12 protein-coding genes are annotated in these 17972 nt (G+C 73.6%); 5 read left to right on the top strand and 7 right to left on the bottom strand.

Annotated elements, in window-relative coordinates:
* Positions 1-29 precede the first annotated feature (29 nt).
* The 3 genes from AB0O82_RS20325 to AB0O82_RS20315 all read right to left on the bottom strand — a co-directional run bounded on the left by AB0O82_RS20325 (position 30) and on the right by AB0O82_RS20315 (position 3309).
* Complete coding sequence (locus AB0O82_RS20325) at positions 30-935, bottom strand: ABC transporter permease (protein WP_363585375.1); 906 nt, start codon at positions 933-935, stop codon at positions 30-32.
* Positions 922-1941 (bottom strand): ABC transporter ATP-binding protein, encoded by a 1020-nt coding sequence (locus AB0O82_RS20320; protein WP_363585374.1) that lies wholly within the window; start codon positions 1939-1941, stop codon positions 922-924. The genes AB0O82_RS20325 and AB0O82_RS20320 overlap by 14 nt, the downstream gene beginning before the upstream one ends.
* Positions 1942-2019: 78 nt before the next feature.
* Complete coding sequence (locus AB0O82_RS20315; protein ID WP_363585373.1) at positions 2020-3309, bottom strand: DUF2092 domain-containing protein; 1290 nt, start codon at positions 3307-3309, stop codon at positions 2020-2022.
* Between the two features lie 182 nt (positions 3310-3491).
* Between AB0O82_RS20315 and AB0O82_RS20310 the strand changes: the two genes are divergently transcribed.
* Together AB0O82_RS20310 and AB0O82_RS20305 are read left to right on the top strand one after the other, a co-directional pair.
* Entirely contained in the window at positions 3492-6098 is a 2607-nt protein-coding gene (locus tag AB0O82_RS20310) for a bifunctional FO biosynthesis protein CofGH (RefSeq protein ID WP_363585372.1), read from the top strand.
* 203 nt (positions 6099-6301) lie between these two features.
* Positions 6302-7417: an ADP-ribosylglycohydrolase family protein gene (locus tag AB0O82_RS20305; protein ID WP_350877669.1), complete on the top strand. Its 1116-nt coding sequence runs from the start codon at positions 6302-6304 to the stop codon at positions 7415-7417.
* Between the two features lie 189 nt (positions 7418-7606).
* Here AB0O82_RS20305 and AB0O82_RS20300 read toward each other — a convergent pair whose 3' ends face one another.
* From AB0O82_RS20300 to AB0O82_RS20290, 3 genes are all read right to left on the bottom strand, one after another.
* Positions 7607-7816 carry a DUF397 domain-containing protein gene (locus tag AB0O82_RS20300; RefSeq protein WP_363585371.1) on the bottom strand — a complete coding sequence of 70 codons (210 nt, stop codon included), beginning with the start codon at positions 7814-7816 and terminating at the stop codon, positions 7607-7609.
* Positions 7816-8676: a helix-turn-helix transcriptional regulator gene (locus AB0O82_RS20295; protein WP_350877673.1), complete on the bottom strand. Its 861-nt coding sequence runs from the start codon at positions 8674-8676 to the stop codon at positions 7816-7818. Before AB0O82_RS20295 ends, AB0O82_RS20300 begins: the two co-directional genes overlap by 1 nt.
* Before the next feature lie 637 nt (positions 8677-9313).
* Positions 9314-10057 carry a GPP34 family phosphoprotein gene (locus tag AB0O82_RS20290; RefSeq protein ID WP_363585370.1) on the bottom strand — a complete coding sequence of 248 codons (744 nt, stop codon included), beginning with the start codon at positions 10055-10057 and terminating at the stop codon, positions 9314-9316.
* A gap of 298 nt (positions 10058-10355) precedes the next feature.
* Here AB0O82_RS20290 and AB0O82_RS20285 point away from each other — a divergent pair, with 298 nt between their 5' ends.
* The gene (locus AB0O82_RS20285; protein ID WP_363585369.1) at positions 10356-12629 is read left to right on the top strand and encodes a hypothetical protein; all 2274 of its coding nucleotides are present in this window, start codon (positions 10356-10358) and stop codon (positions 12627-12629) included.
* 107 nt (positions 12630-12736) lie between these two features.
* Here the strand turns inward: AB0O82_RS20285 and AB0O82_RS20280 are convergent, their stop codons facing one another.
* Positions 12737-14269, bottom strand: a complete 1533-nt coding sequence (locus AB0O82_RS20280; RefSeq protein ID WP_363585368.1) for a glycosyltransferase family 39 protein — start codon at positions 14267-14269, stop codon at positions 12737-12739.
* Between the two features lie 758 nt (positions 14270-15027).
* Here AB0O82_RS20280 and AB0O82_RS20275 point away from each other — a divergent pair.
* Both AB0O82_RS20275 and AB0O82_RS20270 read left to right on the top strand, forming a co-directional pair.
* Positions 15028-16473, top strand: a complete 1446-nt coding sequence (locus AB0O82_RS20275; protein ID WP_363585367.1) for a hypothetical protein — start codon at positions 15028-15030, stop codon at positions 16471-16473.
* Positions 16474-16621: 148 nt separating this feature from the next.
* A complete protein-coding gene (locus tag AB0O82_RS20270; RefSeq protein ID WP_363585366.1) occupies positions 16622-17914 on the top strand; it encodes a transglycosylase family protein in 1293 nt (430 codons plus the stop codon).
* The last annotated feature ends 58 nt before the right edge of the window (positions 17915-17972 follow it).

Raw genomic sequence — 17972 nt, 5'->3', positions numbered from 1 at the left:
CTGCTGGTCCGCTCCCGCCGAGGCGGCGGTCAGACGCTGATGTCCCGGCTGGTGAAGCGGGACCAGGCCGTCGCGCCGAACACGGCGACGTAGGCGGCCTGGAGGCCGAGGTCCTTCCACACGCCGTCCCAGTACATCGGCTGGCGCAGGAGGTCCGCGAAGCTGAGCCAGTAATGGGTGAACAGGAACGGCCTGACGGCGTCCAGCTGCGGGAAGGCGTCCAGGATCTGCACGGTGACCACCAGCCCGACGGTCGCCGCCATCGCCGCGATGCCGCTGCCGGTGAGCGTGGAGACGAACAGCCCGATCGCCACCAGCCCGGCCAGCGAGGCCGCCACCACCCCGGCCACGAGCACCGCCCGCAGCAGCGCGTCGCCGAAGCCGATGGTGTCGCCGGAGATCAGCGTCACCTCGCCGAGCGGGAACAGCGCGGCGCCGGTGGCCAGGGCCGCCGCCGCGACCGCCACGGTGGCGGCCAGGCAGAACACCAACCCGGCGGTGAACTTGGCGGCCAGCAGCCGGGTGCGCCCGGCCGGCGCGACCAGCAGGTAGCGCAGCGTCCCGGTGGCCGCCTCGCCGGCGACCGAGTCCCCGGCGACCACGCCGACCGTCATCGGCAGGAACACCGGCAGCGCGACCGCGAGGGCGGTGAAGACCAGGAACAGGCCGTTCTGGGTGGTCTGCGCGATGAAGTTCACCCCGCCGCCGCCCTCGTGCGGGCTGCCCGTGTTGAGCTTGACGACCACGCCGATCAGGATCGGCAGCACCGCCAGGATCCCCAGCAGCACCTTGGTGCGCATCCGGCGGAAGGTCAGGTGCAGTTCGTTGCGGAACAGCGCCAGGAACCCGGCCGCCGTCTGCGGCCTCCGCCCGGTCCGGACCGGCACCGCCCCGGCCTGCGACATCCCGGCCTGCGACAGCTCAGCCTGCGACATCGAAGCCCTCCCCGGTCAGCGCCACGAAGGCGTCCTCCAACGTGCCCCGCTCCAGCCCGAACCCGTGCACCCGCACCCCGGCCTCGACCAGCGCCGCGCACAGCTTCGGCAGCGCCTCCTCGACCGGGGAGCCGAGCGAGCCGAGCGCGCCGAGCTCGCCGTCCACCCGCCCGTCGCCGGGCAGCAGGGAGCCGACCCGGTGGGCCGCCAGTACCTCCACGGCGTGCGCCACGTCCGGCGTGCGGACCACCAGTCGGCCCTGCGCGCGGGCGGCCAGTTCGGCGACGGTGCCCTGCACCACCAGCCGGCCCCGGGACATCACCGCCGCGTGCGTGCAGACCTGCTCGATCTCGTCCAGCAGGTGCGAGGAGAGGAACACCGTGGTCCCCTCCGCCGCGACCTCCCGCACCAGCGCCCGGATCTCGCGCATGCCCTGCGGATCCAGCCCGTTGGTGGGCTCGTCCAGCACCAGCAGCTCGCGCGGCTGGAGCAGCGCCGACGCCAGGCCGAGCCGCTGCTTCATGCCCAGCGAGTACGCGCGGGCCTTCTTGGCCGCCGCGGCGCTCAGCCCGACCCGTTCCAACGCCGTCTCGACGCGCAGGCGCCGGGTGCGCGGGTCGGCGGTCGGGTCGGCGGCGTCGAACCGGACCAGGTTGTCCCGCCCGGAGAGGAAGCCGTACAGCGCCGGGCCCTCGATCAGCGCGCCCACCCGGGGCAGCACGGAGGCGACGGACTGCGGCATCGGCTCGCCGAGGACGGTGGCGACGCCGGAGGTGGGGGCGATCAGGCCCATCAGCATCCGGATGGTGGTGGTCTTGCCGGAGCCGTTCGGGCCGAGGAAGCCGAAGACGGAGCCGCGCGGCACGCTCAGGTCCAGGCCGTCCACGGCGAGCTGGCCGCCCCGGAAGCGCTTGGTCAGACCGCGGGTCCTGATCACGTCGTCGGGCCGGGAGGAGCCGGGGGAACCGGGGGAGGAGGTGGAGGGGGAGGTGGAGGTGGAAGGCACGGGGCCCGGGCGCTGCTCGGCGCCCGGACCCCCGGCCGACTCCGTAACGTCCCCCGTTACGGGAGCCTTCGTCATCCGTCAGTTCACCCCGGCGGCGTGCTGGAGCACCGGCAGGGTCACCGCGCCGGCGAACACCCGGCCGTCGTCGGTGACCAGGACGTTCACCACCTTGGTGCTGATCAGCGTGCCGCCGCCGACCGGCTTGCCGAGCGACTTCACCAGCGCCTGCGGGTTCAGGGCCGCGCCCCGGCCGCCGTGCTTGCCGCCCTTGCCGCCGTCCTGCGGCGCGTCGACGGCGCCGCCGGGCAGCTGCGCCGAGACCACGGTCGTCCAGCCCTCGCCGATCACGTTCACGCCGCCGTGGTCCCGGCCCGAGGCGTCCTGACCGGCCTGGCCCCCGGGCGCGGAACCCTTGGGCGCGAAGCCCTGCGGCACCTCACCCTTGGCGCCCTCGTCCGCCTTGTGCTCCGTCACCTTGGCGCCCTTGGGCACGGTGAAGTCGAAGGTCTTGGCGGCCGGCTTGGCGAAGGACACGTCGGTGAAGTGGACGTCCAGCACGGTGGAACCGTCGACGCCCTTGACCACCACCGAGAGCGGCACCCCGTTGTCGGCGGCGACCGCGATCCGGACCTCGGCGACGGTCGAACCGGACTGCGCGGGCTTGACGCTCAGCTGGTACGCCTTCTGCCCGGCCACGTTGGCGGTGCCGGCCACGGTGACCGACGTGGTGCCCGCGCTCGCGGTCAGGAACTGCCGGGCGGCCTCCTGCGGGGTCGTCGGCACCCCGGTCAGCGGTGCCCCGGCGTGCTTGCCGGCGGTGTCGGGGTGCTGGGCGGGCGCCTGGCCGGTCAGGCGCACGGCGGTGTTGGTCGAACTGTCCCAGGCCCAGGCCTGGTCGCCGTTGTGGACGACGGTGTAGCCGGCCATGTCCTCCAGCAGGTCGACCCGCTGGCGGTCCGGGCCGTCCACCGCGACCCGCAGCGTCTGGTCGCCGCCGAGCAGGCCGAGCAGCTTGGCCTGCGGGTCGGCCGAAGAGGAGCCCTGGCCGCCGCCGCGCCCGGCCGCCGCGCCGAGCCCGCCGGCCGCGACGCCCAGCAGCTGGCTGGGCAGGCCGAGGTCGGTGGAGACGGACACCGTGCCGGAGAGGCTCTGCGCGTCGGAGCCGAGCACCTTGGCCACCAGCTGCTCCGGCGTCAGCGAGGGAAGTTCGGGCGGGGCGTCGGCGGCCAGTGCGGGCACCAGGCCGATCCCGGCGGCGATCACCGCGGCCACCGTCAGCGGCACCCCGGCCCGCACCAGCATGCGCCGCCGGGAGCGGTACGGCACGCCGCCGTCCACGTTGTCCCCCGCCGCCGTGTCATTGGTCATGGCGTCCTCAACTCCTCTACGAACACGAGCGATTGGCTGTGCCCTTCCATTAGAGGCCCGCACTCCGGCCCCGTCATCGCCCTGCGGGGCCAGTTCGGGGTCAACCTCGCGGGTACATCGACCCTGAGACGCCCTCAGGGTTGGCTACTCCGAACGTACGACACCTGGCGTAGGGTCGCGCCATGGACGGAACCGCCATGGACGCAAGCAACCCCCCGACCGCTAACGCGATGCGGCGCGCCCTGCGCCGAGCCCGGGACGGCGTCGCCCTGGACGTCACCGAGACCGCGGTGCTGCTCCAGGCCAGAGGCGAGGACCTGAACGACCTGTGTGCGAGCGCCGCCCGGGTCCGCGACGCGGGGCTGGCGGCGGCCGGGCGGCCCGGCGTCATCACCTACTCCAAGAGCGTCTTCATCCCGCTCACCCGGCTCTGCCGCGACAAGTGCCACTACTGCACCTTCGTCACCGTCCCCGGCAAGCTGCGCCGGGCCGGCCACGGGATGTTCATGTCCCCCGACGAGGTGCTGGACGTCGCCCGGCGCGGGGCCGAACTCGGCTGCAAGGAAGCCCTGATCACCCTCGGCGACAAGCCCGAGGACCGCTGGCCCGAGGCCCGCGAGTGGCTCGACGCGCACGGGTACGACGACACCATCGCCTACGTGCGGGCGATGTCGATCCGCATCCTGGAGGAGACCGGCCTGCTCCCGCACCTCAACCCCGGGGTGCTCGGCTGGACGGACTTCCAGCGGCTCAAGCCCGTCTCCGCCTCCATGGGCATGATGCTGGAGACCACCGCCACCCGGCTGTGGAGCGAGCCCGGCGGCCCGCACTTCGGCTCGCCGGACAAGGAACCGGCCGTCCGGCTGCGGGTGCTGGAGGACGCCGGGCGCAGCTCCGTCCCGTTCACCAGCGGCCTGCTGATCGGCATCGGCGAGACGTACCAGGAGCGCGCGGAGTCGCTGTTCGCGCTGCGCAAGGTCTCCCGGGCCTACCACGGCGTCCAGGAGCTGATCCTGCAGAACTTCCGCGCCAAGCCGGACACGGCGATGCGCGGCATGCCCGACGCCGAACTGGACGAGCTGGTCGCCACCGTGGCGGTGGCCCGGCACGTGATGGGCCCGGCGGCCTGCCTGCAAGCGCCGCCGAACCTGGTGGACGGCGAGTACGGGCGGCTGATCGCGGCCGGCGTCGACGACTGGGGCGGCGTCTCCCCGCTCACTCCCGACCACGTCAACCCCGAACGCCCGTGGCCGCAGATCGAGCGGCTCGCCGAGCGCTCCGCGGCCGCCGGCTTCGAACTGCGCGAGCGTCTCGCCGTCTACCCCGAGTACGTCCGGCGCGGCGAGCCCTGGCTGGACCCGCGGGTGCTGCCGCACGTGCGCGCCCTCGCCGACCCGGAGACCGGGCTGGCGAACCCGGACGCGGTGGTCCGCGGCCTGCCCTGGCAGGAGCCCGAGGACCTGCCCGTCTCGTACGGGCGGACCGACCTGCACGCCACCATCGACACCGAGGGCCGCACCGGCGACCGCCGGGCCGACTTCGAGGACGTCTACGGCGACTGGGAGGTGCTGCGCGAGCAGGTGCTCGCCGAGGGCGCGCCCGAGCGGCTGGTCGGCGACCTGCGCGAGGCGCTGGCGGTGGCCGCCGACGACCCGACGCGGCTCACCGACGACCAGGCGCTGGCGCTGTTCCACGCGGACGGCCCGGCCCTGGACGCGCTCTGCCGGATCGCCGACGACGTCCGCCGGGACACCGTCGGGGAGGACGTCACCTACTGCGTCACCCGGAACATCAACTTCACCAACGTCTGCTACACCGGCTGCCGCTTCTGCGCGTTCGCCCAGCGCCGCACCGACGCCGACGCCTACACCCTGTCGCTGGAGCAGGTCGCCGACCGGGCCGCGCAGGCCTGGGAGGTGGGCGCCACCGAGGTCTGCATGCAGGGCGGCATCCACCCGGACCTGCCCGGCACCGCCTACTTCGACATCGCCCGCGCGGTGAAGGAGCGGGTGCCCGGCATCCACGTGCACGCCTTCTCGCCGATGGAGGTGGTCAACGGCGCGACCCGCACCGGGCTGTCCATCCGCGACTGGCTCCAGCGGGCCAAGGAGAACGGCCTGGACAGCATCCCGGGCACGGCGGCCGAGATCCTGGACGACGAGGTCCGCTGGGTGCTCACCAAGGGCAAGCTGCCAGCCGCCACCTGGGTCGAAGTGGTCACCACCGCGCACGAACTGGGCATCCGCTCCTCGTCCACCATGATGTACGGGCACGTGGACACCCCGAAGCACTGGCTCGGGCACCTGCGGCTGCTGGCCGAGATCCAGCAGCGTTCCCTGGAGACCAACGGCACGGGCGGCTTCACCGAGTTCGTGACCCTGCCGTTCATCCACACCAACGCGCCGGTCTACCTGGCCGGCATCGCCCGGCCCGGCCCGACCGCCCGGGACAACCGCGCGGTGGTCGCGATGGCCCGGCTGCTGCTGCACCCGCACATCCCCAACATCCAGACCAGCTGGGTCAAGCTGGGCGCGGAGGGCGCCGCCGAGATGCTCCGCTCGGGCGCCAACGACCTGGGCGGCACGCTGATGGAGGAGACCATCTCGCGGATGGCCGGCTCGGCGTACGGGAGTTACAAGTCGGTGCGCGACCTCCAGGCGATCGCCGAGGCGGCGGGCCGCCCGCACCGCCAGCGCACCACCACGTACGGCGAGGTGCCGGCCGAGCGCCGGGCCGCGGCGCTGGCCTCGGACGGGCACCTGCCGGAGCTGCTGCCGGTCCTGGACTGATCCCGCCACCGGCCTCCCGGTTCCGCCGGTCCCGGCCTGCTGGTTCCCCCGGCCCCGCTGCCGCCCGTACGGCGGCCGGGGCCGGGAAACCGGAGCACGAGGGACGCCCTTGATTCGCTCGGGTCTTCGAATACAGTGCCAGGGCGCGCGCCGCGGCCGTGCGTCGCGCAGCCCCCTGCCCCGAGGAAAGGCGCCCCGTCGTGATGCCACTGTGGTCACGCGCCCAGCAGCAGGACTTCCGCAGCCGGGTGCGGGGCTGTCTGCTCGGCGGTGCCATCGGCGACGCGCTCGGCGCCGGCGTCGAGTTCGAGCCGCTGGAGAAGATCCGGGCCCAGCACGGCCCGCAGGGCGTCACCGGCTACGTCCCCGCGTACGGGCGCACCGGCGCCGTCACCGACGACACCCAGCTCACCCTGTTCACCGTCGACGGCCTGATCCGCGCCCACATCCGGCGCGACACCGGCAGCTGGCATCCGCCCACCGACCTGCACCTGGCCTACCTGCGCTGGGCCGCCACCCAGCGCGACTGGGGCCCCGACGAGCGCCGCCCCGACCTCGGCTGGCTCGGCCGCGAGGAGTGGCTGTACGCCCAGCGCGCCCCCGGCCAGGGCTGCCTGTCCGGCCTGACCGGGGCCGACGCCGAGTTCCTCGGCACCGTGGAGCGGCCGAAGAACCCGCACTCCAAGGCCTGCGGCACGGTGGTGCGGGCGGCGCCGTTCGGCCTGCTCACCAGCTGGGAGCCGGGCCTGGTCTTCCAACTCGCGGTGGAGTGCGCGGTGCTCACCCACGGCCACCCCACCGGCTACCTCGCGGCGGGCGCGCTCGCGGTGATCGTCCAGAGCGTGGCCCGCGGCGGCACCCTGGAGGAGGGCGTCCACCTCGCCCTGGCGCTGCTCTCCGAGCGGCAGGCGCACGAGGAGACCACCGCCGCGCTGCGGGCCGCGCTGGACGCGGTCCGGGCCGGCGAGCCGTCCGCGGACCGGGTGGAGGCGCTGGGGGAGGGCTGGGTCGCCGAGGAGGCGCTGGCGATCGGGGTCTACTGCGCGCTGGTCGCGCACGACGTGCGCTCGGGCCTGCTGCTCGCCGTCAACCACTCCGGGGACAGCGACTCCACCGGCGCGGTCTGCGGGAGCCTGCTCGGGGTGCTGCACGGTGACACCGCGCTGCCGTCGGGGCTGGTGGCCGGGCTGGAGGGGCGAGGCGCCATCCTCGAACTCGCCGACGACTTCGTGCTGGAGCTGATGCACGGCACCGAACTGCACGATCCGCGCACCCCGGAGGGGCTGACCTGGTCCGAGCGGTACCCGGTGGTGCGCTGAACGGGGCGGACGGGGCGGACAGGACGGACGGGGCGGACAGGACAGATGGGGCGGGAAGTTCGGGCGGGAACGACGTTTGCCCGTAGCGTCGGCCGCCGGCGAGGGCGACGGCCACTGCTACGGGCAAACGGGCCGAGCTCGGATTCGCACCGGGGGCGCGGGGCCGGGTCGGTGGCCGCCGCCGCAGGGTCAGCGGCGGCCGAACACCCCGGTGGCCGCAGCGCTCGCGAACGCGGTCCAGGCCTCGGCGGAGAAGCGCAGCTGCGGCCCCTGAGGGTCCTTGGAGTCCCGTACCGCCACCGCCCCCGTGGCCGGCGTGGCGATCTCCACACAGGCGCCGTTGCCGCCGCTGTGGCTGCTCTTCCGCCAGCGGGTTCCGTGCTCGGAGGTGGTGCTCATCAGTGGTATCCCTCTTCAATCTCAGCTATCAGTGCCCGGCTCTCCGCCACGCCGAGTGCCGCCGCCCGCAGGTAGTCGTACAGACCGGTATAGCGGCGGACGTCCGCGTCCTTCTCCAGGTAGAGATCGCTCGTCACCCCTTCGAAGTAGACAACCGTGGAATCGGCTGACTCGGGGAACTCCAGCAGGGAGAATGTCCCGGTCATACCGGGGTGGGCCCCGGCCGAGAACGGGATCACCTGGATGGTGATGTTCGGGTGCTGGCTCAGCTCCATCATGTGCTTGAGCTGCTCGGCCATCACCTCGCGGCTGCCGACCTCGCGGCGCAGCACCGCCTCGTCTATGACGGTCCACAGGCTGCCGAGCTGGTTCTCGCCCTGGATGCGGTCCTGGCGCTTCATCCGGACCTGCACCCGGCGCTGCACGGCGAGCGCGTCGGTGTCCGGCTGGGTTCCCTCCACGACGGCCTGCGCGTACTGCTCGGTCTGCAACAGGCCCGGGACGAAGGAGGATTCGTACGCGCGGATCGAGGAGGCCTCGGCCTCCAGCCCGATGTAGACGCTGTACGGGGTCGGCATGTCGTTGAAGTCGTGCCACCAGCCGCGCTGGCGGGACTCCTTGGCCATCTCCATGAGGCTGGCGCGCATCTGCTCGTCGTTCACGAGATAGACGTCGCAGAGGTCGCGCACGTCGCGCTGGCTGATGCTGCGGCGGCCGTTCTCCAGTCGGCTGATCTTCGACTGGGAGACCATCAGCCGGCCCGCCACCTCCTCCGCCGTCATCCCGAGGCCCTCGCGGAGTTTGCGCAGCTCCGAGCCCAGGCGCCGACGGCGCACGGTGGGATTGATGCTCGTCGACACATCGACCTCCGGCCGGACCTCTGGTGATCGTTGGAACGGCAGCCCTCGGAACACTTCGGACATTGGGACCAACCCCCCTGACTTGGAGCAGCATGTCACCTTGGGCCAGGTCGGCGTCAGGGAATCACAGCAGCGCAGTAGAACAGATCGTCGGAAAAGCACTTCTGTGAGACGGCGAGGGCCCTCAAGTGGTAATGCGGCTCAGCGGCTCGAACCGGTACGGGCTAAGGATGTGCTCCCCGGCGGCGCAGGTGCCATTGGCACGTGCGAGGGCAGGACCGCCGGGCTCCCCGGACGGGCCCCAAAGGGCCTTCGGGGACGGCAGAGGGGCGGTCGCCGGGCGACTTCCGTCGCGGGGCGACCGCCCCTCCGTGCTCCTGGTGGTGCGGGTGCTGCTTCGGTGGTGCGTCGGGTCCTTCAGCGCCGTTGCTCAGCGCCGTCGGGCGGCGTGAACGGGGCGGCGCGCGCCGGTGGAGGTGCCGCCGGGCCCGTGGTGCCCGTGGTGCCCGCCGGTCCCGTGGTGCCCGCCGGGCCCATGGTGCCCGCCGTCACGGGCCGTACGGGCCGTGCGGGCTGCACGTGCCGCGCAGGCCGTACGGCGATCGGTGCGGTGTCCCGCGCGCCCGGGCGGTCCCGGTCAGCGGACGCCGACCCGTGAGGCGGCGACCCGCCCCGAGCCCCGGCCCGCCGCGCGGGCGCCGGAACGCCCGGTGCCGGTACCGGTCCCGGAACCCTGGGCAGAACGGTTCTGCTGCGCCGGCAGGCCGTTCTGCACGTCCATCACGGCGTGCGCGACCATCCCGCCCAGCGGGTCGTACCGGATCAGGTCGCGCAGCCGCGACCGCGAGGACCGGCCCTCGTTGCCCGGATACAGGTGCTTGCCCAGGCCCACGGAATGGGCCAGGGCCGCCAGCGCCGCCGTCCGCGGGTCCGGCGGCACGCCGGTGCGGATGGCGGTGTCCAGCCGCTGTTTGATCGCGGCGTTGGTGCAGTCGTCCGACGCCTGATAGCGGGTCGTCGGCAGCACCCCGCACACCTGGCCCGGCACGGCCGTGACCATGCCGCAGCGCTCCAGGTGCGCCAGGTAAGTCTGCCGCAGCCCCAGCCGGGGCCCGCCGATCCAGTGCGCCGCGCGGACCGGACTGCCGCGTCGGCGCAGCAGTTCCAGTGCGTGGTCCAGGGTCGGGTCGCCGGTCGGCCGTGCGAGCACGACAGCGATCCGGTCTCCCTCCGGTACGATCCGTCCGGCCAGGGACAGCTCGACGAGCTGGGCCCCGGCGAGTCCGAGGTCGAGGGTCTGCGGCTGCGCCGTGGTACCCGTGGTCGGGTCCAAAGCGAGCAGCAAGAGTTCCTCGGGAACAGTTCTGCGGCTCTTGCCCATCCAAGCCTCCCCGCGTGGATGAGAGACAGGGTGACGCCTCTCACACGGGCTTGTCGAGTACGCCTCCGAATCGTGACCTTGCGGTGGAGGCGGGGAACCAGGGGCGGCGGGCCCGGCGTCTGACCGGTGAACAGACCGCAGTACGCCCGTGCGACGGCAATAAGCGCCGGTCGGGCGGGGTGTGCGCGGCCGGATCGGCCGGCGGTGGCGGAGACTGTACAGGTACACGGGGCGGGGCGTCGGCTTCCCGAAATCGGGTCTGCCGGTGCCCCGCCGGGCGTTGAGGAGGCTGGGATACGTGGGCGAGTCCCCCGACAGGGTGCTGAGGGACGGCGAGCGGGCGCAGGAGCGCGAACGCGAACGGACCGGGACGGCCGGCGGTGCGGGTCCGGACCCGGACGGTGCTCCGGACGGCAACCCGAACGGCAGCCGGGAGGCCGAGACCGGCCCCGGCGACACGCCGGCGGCGGGGGCCAAGCGCGGCTCGACCGTACAGCTCCGTGTCCGGGATGTGGACAGCAAGACCACGATGCTGCGGCTGCCGGTGGACAGTGCGACCACCGCGCTGCGGCTGCCCGAGGAGCTGACCAGGCCCGCCGGTGACGGAAGTTCCGACGTCGCGGCCGGGGAGGCGGAGGCCGTGACGGCCTCCGACGGCGAGGAGAAGGCGGCCGGACGGCCGACCGGAACCGACCCGCGTCTCGCCATGCGGACGGCCGCGGCGGATGCGGGAGCCGTGGCGGGGAGTGCGGAGAAGGGAACGGAGAAGGGCACGGAGAAGGGGGCGAAGGAGGCCGGCGGGAAGGCCGCGTCCGAGGGCGACACGCCTGGGGCCGCCGCACCCGCCGAGGCCGCCACACCCGCCGAGGCCGCCGCACCCGCCGCGCCCGAGAGCGACGAACCGGACGAGGCGGCAGCCGGGCCGGCCAAGCCCGCGCCTGCGCGCGCCTCCGCCGCCGCCGTGGCCCCCGCGGCCGCCGCGTCCGCCGCCGCCGTGGCCCCCGCGGCCGCCGCGTCCGGCACCGTGCCCGAGCCCCCGGCGCCGACCCCGCAGCCCGAGCCGTCCCCCGTCCCGGAGCCGGTGCCCGAGCCGCACCCGGCGCCCAAGCCCCTCCCCGAACCCGAGCCGCAGCCCGGTCCGGAGCCGCTGCCGAAGCCGACTCCCGCCCCCGTGCCCGGCCCCGCCCCGGCCCCCGAGCCACTGCCCACCCCCGACCCGCGGCCGGTGCCGCCCGTCCCGCCGCTGCCGAAGCCCGAGCCGCTGCCCCTCCCGGAGCCGCCGCCCGCGCCGGAGAACACCGCCGAGGCGATGGAGGTCCTGGCGACCCTCAACGCGCGCCCGGTCTCGCCGCTGCGCCGCGCGCTCAAGCGGATCACCATCTGGACGGCCTTCCTCGCCGTGGTGCTCGGTGCGGCGGTGGTGGCCCAGCTGCTGCGTCCGCTGCCGGACGCCAAGGTGCGGATGTCCGCCGCGGGCAGCTTCAGCTTCGCCGGCGACCAGCTCGACCTCGCCTGGCCGGCCAAGGGCCAGTCCGCCGCCGAGGTGGTCGGCGTCGGCAGCCTCGGCAGCTCCGGGCAGGAGACGCCGTCCTCGATCGCCAGCGTCACCAAGGTGATGAACGCCTACCTGATCCTCCAGAAGTTCCCGCTGAAGAAGGGGGAGAGCGGCCCGAAGATCACCGTGGACAAGCAGGCCGCGCAGGAGTCCGGCAACGTCGACGAGTCCCGGGTCACCCTCACCGAGGGCCAGGTGCTCACCGAGTACCAGGCGCTGGAACTGCTGATGCTGCCCTCGGCCAACAACGTGGCCCGGCTGCTCGCCCGCTTCCACTCCGGCTCCGAGGACGCGTTCGTCAAGCTGATGAACGAGACGTCGGCCAAGTTCGGCATGACCAACACCACCTACGCCGACCCGGCGGGCTTCCTCGCGGACACCAAGTCCACCGCCAAGGACCAGCTGAAGCTGGCCGAGCAGGTCATGCAGGACGAGATCTTCCGGCAGATCGTCTCCACCCCGGAGACCAACTTCAACAACGCGAAGATCTCCAACACCAACAACCTGATCAACCCGAAGACCGGGGTCATCGGCGTCAAGACCGGCTCCAGCACCCCGGCCGGCGGCTGCCTGATGTGGGCCGCCTACAAGGAGATCGGCGGTGTGAAGCGGCTGATCATCGGCGTCACCCTGGGCCAGCAGGCCACCTCGCCCAACCCCGGCGACGGCATCCTGCCGACCGTGCTCAAGGTCAGCGGCAAGCAGATCCAGGCCGCGCAGGGCGGCCTGACCGGCCAGACCGTGGTGAAGAAGGGCGACGTCGTCGGCACCGTGGACGACGGCCTCGGCGGCAAGGTCCAGGTCGTCGCGACCAAGGACCTCGTGGTGGCCGGCTTCCCGGGCATCACCGGCACGGTCACCCTGGACGCGGCCAAGCTCGGCCACACCGCGAAGGCCGGCCAGGAGGTCGGCCTGCTGCGGGTGGGCGCGGGCGACGACAAGACGGAGGTCCCGGTGGCCCTTCAGTCCGACCTGAACCCGCCGTCCATCCAGTCCCGGCTGACCCGCACGCTCTGACACCGCGACGACGGAGGGGGAGCCGGTTCGCCCGGCTCCCCCTCCGTCGTGTTTCCGCGTGCTCCGGGTCTCGCTCGTCAGTTGTCGCGTGCTCCGGGTTCGTCCCGTCAGTTGTCGCGGTCGAGCAGCGCGACCGTGAACCCGCCGAGCGGCGTGACCTGGTCGGGCGCGCCGTACTGCGTGCGGAGAGCCTGCGCCTGGTCCTCCGGCATGGTGGTCAGCGGGTCCTCGGTGTCCCCGAGGACCAGCAGCCAGATCCGCGCCGCCTGCCCCAGACAGGCCTCCGGCTGCGGGCACGGCGTCGGCGACAGGTCCTCCGCGTCGTCGGCGCTCTGCGCGACGAACACCGGGTACGGGTGGACGTCCGACGGCAGGTAGTAGCTGACGCCCGGCCACACCATCGCCCAGGCCTGGTTGCCCAGGGGGGCCGCCATCCCGTCCCCGGACCGGTAGCCCGCGGCGATCACCCCGGCCGCCGCCCGGAACGGCTCCTCCGACCCGTTGTGCGAGCCCACGTAGCGCACCGCGGGCTGCTTCGGCAGCGCCGCCACGGCCGGGGCGGCGAGCAGTCCCAGCGCCAGCAGTCCCACCGCCGCCCTGGCCGGTCCCGGAGCGCGGAAACGTTTCGCCCAGGCCGCCGCGACGCCGTACACCGCGCCGACCCCGCCCCCGGCCAGCACCGCCCACGCGGGCACCGTGAACAGCATGTACCGCTCGATGAAGTACGAGGTGCCGCCCTGCGACACCACCCACACGCCCATCACCGGCAGCTCCGCGAGCAGCAGCGCCTGCCCGGCCTGCACCCGCCGGCCCGGCAGCAGCAGCGCCGGCAGCGCCAGCAGCACGAAGGCGTAGAACACCGTGTGCGAGCCGAACAGGTGCTGGCCGAAGTGCACCAGGCCCCCGAGGTTCGGCGTCTCGATCCAGCCCAGCTGCCGGTCCGACTGCCGGCTGCCGAGCAGCACCACCGGCAGCACCGGCACCGCCGCCACCCCCACCGCCACCGGGTACTGCCACAGCAGCCGCCGCTCCGCCGCCCCGCGCGTGCGCCACAGGTGCAGCAGCACCAGCGCCACCTGCCCGGCCACCGTGCTGAACGAGATCAGGTGCCCGGCGCCGGCCACCGCCATCGCCGCGCAGTACGGCGCCCACCGCCGCCACGTCGGCCGCTCCAGCGCCCGCACCAGGAACCAGGTGGCCGCCGCGATCGCGAAGGTCACCAGCGCGTACGCGCGCGCCTCCTGCGCGTACCGCGACACCTCCGGCGGCACCGCGAACAGCAGCCCCGCGCCGACCGCCGCCACCCGGTTGCCGAACAGCCGCTCGGCGGTCAGCGCCACGAACGCGGCCGCCCCCGCCATCGCCAGCACGGAGGGTATTCGCAGCGCCACCACGGAGTCGCCGAACACCGTCGTCCAGCCGTGCATCAGCAGGTAGTACGCCCCGTTGCTGGCGTCCACGTGCTGGAGCAGCCGGAGCAGGTCGCCCAACGACCGGGTGGCCACCGTCCAGGTCGCCATCTCGTCCCGCCACAGCTCCGGCGTCCCCAGCCGGTACCCGCCCACCGCCAGCATCACCACCGCGGGCCACACCCACACCTGCCCCAGCAGTCGCACCACCGGGTGCCCAGCAGGTCTCATCGGGTCCTTCGTCTCCTTCGCACGGCGCGGCAAGGCGGTCGAACACTTTTCCGGCAGGCTACTTGACCCGCTCTGACCCCTCGTCGGCACCCGCACCCCCACCCGGTCCCGACCCGGCCAGGCGCGGTCCCGACCAGGCCCCGGCGCGGACGCCGACCGCTCCTGGCCGGAACGGTCCAGGGCCACTTCCGTCCAGCCGAAGTCCCTTCCACCGCCGCTGAGCGGCGACGAAGCTGGTGATCGCCGCCAGGGAGCACCGCTCAGGGCGGCACCGGAGAGCGCGTCACCGCGGGACGCGGCCACCGGATCCCACCCTCACGTCGCAGCAGGAGAGGACACCGTCATGCTCCGCACCGTCATGACCGAGGCCACCGCGGTCGCCACCCTCGCCGTCGCAGGCCGGGCCGCCGCCGCGGCTGCTTCTTAGCGCCTGTCCGGGGCTGACGGCCCCACCACCTCGCCCCGGCCCCGCCGGGCCCCATCGACCGGCTGCTCCTGCGGGGCGGCCGTCCCGCCGGGCCCGCTCCCGAGGCAGGCCGATCCGAGCGCCGTACCCCGGCCTCGCCGAGCGCCGCACCCCGCAGCGCCCCGCACCAGCGCGTCGAACCAGCGCGTCGAACCGCCGCCAGGCCGGCTGCTCCCGCAGGGCAGCCGACCGGAATCCGCGCGCCGCGTGAGCCGCCCGTCACCGTCGGGCCCCGAGCACCTCGAAGCCGGGCCCAGCCGCCAACCCCGTCCACCACGTCCGGAGGTCCGCCATGTCCGCCAACCGTTCGAAGCTCGCCAACGTCGCCCTCGCCGGGGCCCTCGCGCTCGGCGCGGTCGTCTCCACCGTGTCGCTGACCGCACCGGCGCAGGCCGTCGGCACCTCGTCCGTCAACGGCCCGATCAGCCGCTCCGAGATCATCGCCCGGGCCCAGAACTGGGTCGACCAGGCGGTGCCGTACAGCCAGAGCCTCTGGCACAGCGACAGCAACGGCTCCTACCGGCAGGACTGCTCCGGCCTGGTCTCGATGGCCTGGCACCTCGGCTCCAGCCGGGTCACCTCCACCCTCGACGACATCTCCACCCAGCTCGGCAGCCTCGACGACCTGCAGCCCGGCGACATGATCGACAACATCAGCACGCACGTCGTGCTGTTCGCCGGCTGGACCGACGGCAGCCACAACACCGCCGTGGTCTACGAGGAGCCGCGGCCGGGCCTGACCGCCCGCAAGATCAACTACTCGCGCAGCTCCCTGATCAGCGGCGGCTTCAAGCCCTTCCGCTACGACAAGACCGTCGACAGCACCCCGCTGCCGCCGAAGCAGGGGGCCGTGGGCTGGGGCGCCCAGGTCGTGGTGAACGGTGGCGGCAACGTCTTCCACACCACCCGTTCCTCCAACGGGAGCTGGACCGGCTTCGGGAACGTGGAGAGCGTCGCGGGCGACATCGGCGGCGTCCAGTCCATCGCGGACGCCGGCATCAACGGCGACACCCACCTGCTCGCCGTCGGCGGCGACGGGAACATCTACCACACCATCCGTCGCTCCGGCGGCAGCTGGGACCGCTTCACCGACATCGGCCCGCAGACCAACAGGCTGGGCAACGTCACCAAGGTCTCCGCGGTCTCGATCGGCGGCGACCTGCACGTCGTCGCCGTAGCCGACGGCAAGCTCTTCCACACCGCCCGGCTCGCGAACGGCACCTGGCTGCCGTTCGGCGACATCACCCCGGCGGGCGGCGCCGTGACCAGCGCCTCGGCCGCGAGCGTCAACGGCGAACTCCAGGTCGTGACGGTCTCGGGCGGCACGGTCTACCACGCCATCCGCGCCGTCAGCGGCTCCTGGTCGGCCTGGGGCAACGTCTACGACGCCGCCGGGAACGTCGGCCCCGCCCAGGACGTGGCAGTCGCCGGCACCGGATCCGACGCGCAGATCGTCGTGGTGAACAACAACGGCCAGCAGTTCCACGGCGCCCGCTACGGCAACGGCACGTGGCAGCCGTTCGCCGAGCTCGCCCCCGTGATCGGCTCGTTCACCGCCAACCGGGTCAGCGCCGCCAACATCGACGGCGAGTTCCAGGCCGTCTTCATCACCAACGACGACCGGATCATGCACACCATCCGCGACGGCTCCGGCAGCTGGGACCCGGCGGCCCCGATCCAGCTGAACGGCGTGAGCGGCAACCACTACGCCGTCTCCATCGGCGGCACCTACAACTGACCGTCCCCGCCCGCCGGTTCCACCCGCCGGCCCACCGCCGCCCCGCCGCGGTGGGCCGGCCCCCTCGCCGCCGCTCTCCTGCCGTCTCGCCGCTCGCCCCCGGCTCCGACCCGCGCGAGCCGTACCGCCCCTCCGAGAAGAGGTCACGATGTCCCGCGCCTCCCGCCGACCCCGCGCAGCCCTCCTCACGTTCACAGCCCTCGCCGCCCTGAGCCTGTCCACGGTGGCCGCCGGCTCGGCCCAGGCGGCCTCGGTGGCCACCTGGGACCGGGTGGCGCAGTGCGAGAGCAGCGGCGACTGGAGCTACTACAAGGCCGGCTGGCCGTACTACGGGGGCCTGCAGATCACGAAGAGCACCTGGGAGGCGTACGGCGGCACCCAGTACGCGCCGATGCCCCACCAGGCCACCAAGCAGCAGCAGATCCTGACGGCGGAGCGGATCCTTGCCGGCCAGGGCGCCGGGGCCTGGGCGGCGAAGTGCAACGGCGGTCTGAGCACCGACCACGCCAACCCGTACCCGTCGCCGACCGCGCCGGTGAGCAAGGCCGGCGACCTCTTCCACGCCACGCGCCTGGTGGACGGCAACTGGACGTCCTTCAGCCCGCTGGACGGCTACGCCGGCTCGGCCTTCTTCAACGGCTCGCAGGACGCCATCGCGGCGACCCCGGACGGCTCGACCCAGACGCTGGCCACCGGTGCCGACGGCAACCTGTACCACACGGCGCGCTACCCGAACGGATCCTGGACGGGCTGGGCGCCGCTGGACGGCTACGCCGGGTCGGCGCGGTTCGCGGCCCGGGCCGAGGCGATCGCCGGAATGCCGAACGGCGACACCCAGGTGATGGCGATCGGCAAGGACGGGAAGATCTACCACAACGCCCGCTACGCCTCGGGCGCCTGGCAGGGCTGGCTGCCGATCGGAGACTGGGGCGCGCAGAAGATCGCGGCCGCAGGACTGCCGGACGGCAGCATGCAGGTACTGATCACCGGCAACGACGGCAACGTCTACCACAACGTCCGTTCCGCGAACGGCGCCTGGCAGGGCTGGAACGCCGTCGCGGGCGTCGGCGCCGCGACCTTCCAGGCGAAGGACGTCGCGATCGCCGGAATGCCGAACGGTGACACCCAGCTGCTGGCGACCGGCAGCGACGGGAAGATCTACCACAGCGCCCGCTACGCGAGCGGCTCCTGGCAGGACTGGAACGTGGTCGACGGATACGCCGGCGCGGCGAGCTTCCAGTCCGGGAGCTTCGCGATCACCGGCATGCCGAACGGCGACGCCCAGCTGATCGCCGTGGGCAACGACGGCGTCGTCTACCACAACGCCCGCTACGCCTCGGGCAGTTGGCAGGGCTGGTGGAGCACCTCCTTCGGCGGGCAGAAGGTCGCCGCCGCCGGCCTGCCGGACGGCAGCGCCCAGATGGTCGTTTCCCGCAGCTGAGCACCGCCCCCGGCCCGGCGGGCAGCCGTCACCGCCCGCCCCGACGCCCCGTCGGAGC

Source organism: Kitasatospora sp. NPDC088264 (assembly GCF_040685715.1).
GTDB lineage: Bacteria > Actinomycetota > Actinomycetes > Streptomycetales > Streptomycetaceae > Kitasatospora.
The sequence above is the reverse complement of the archived record's forward strand: the minus strand, read 5'-3'. Positions and strand labels throughout refer to the sequence as shown.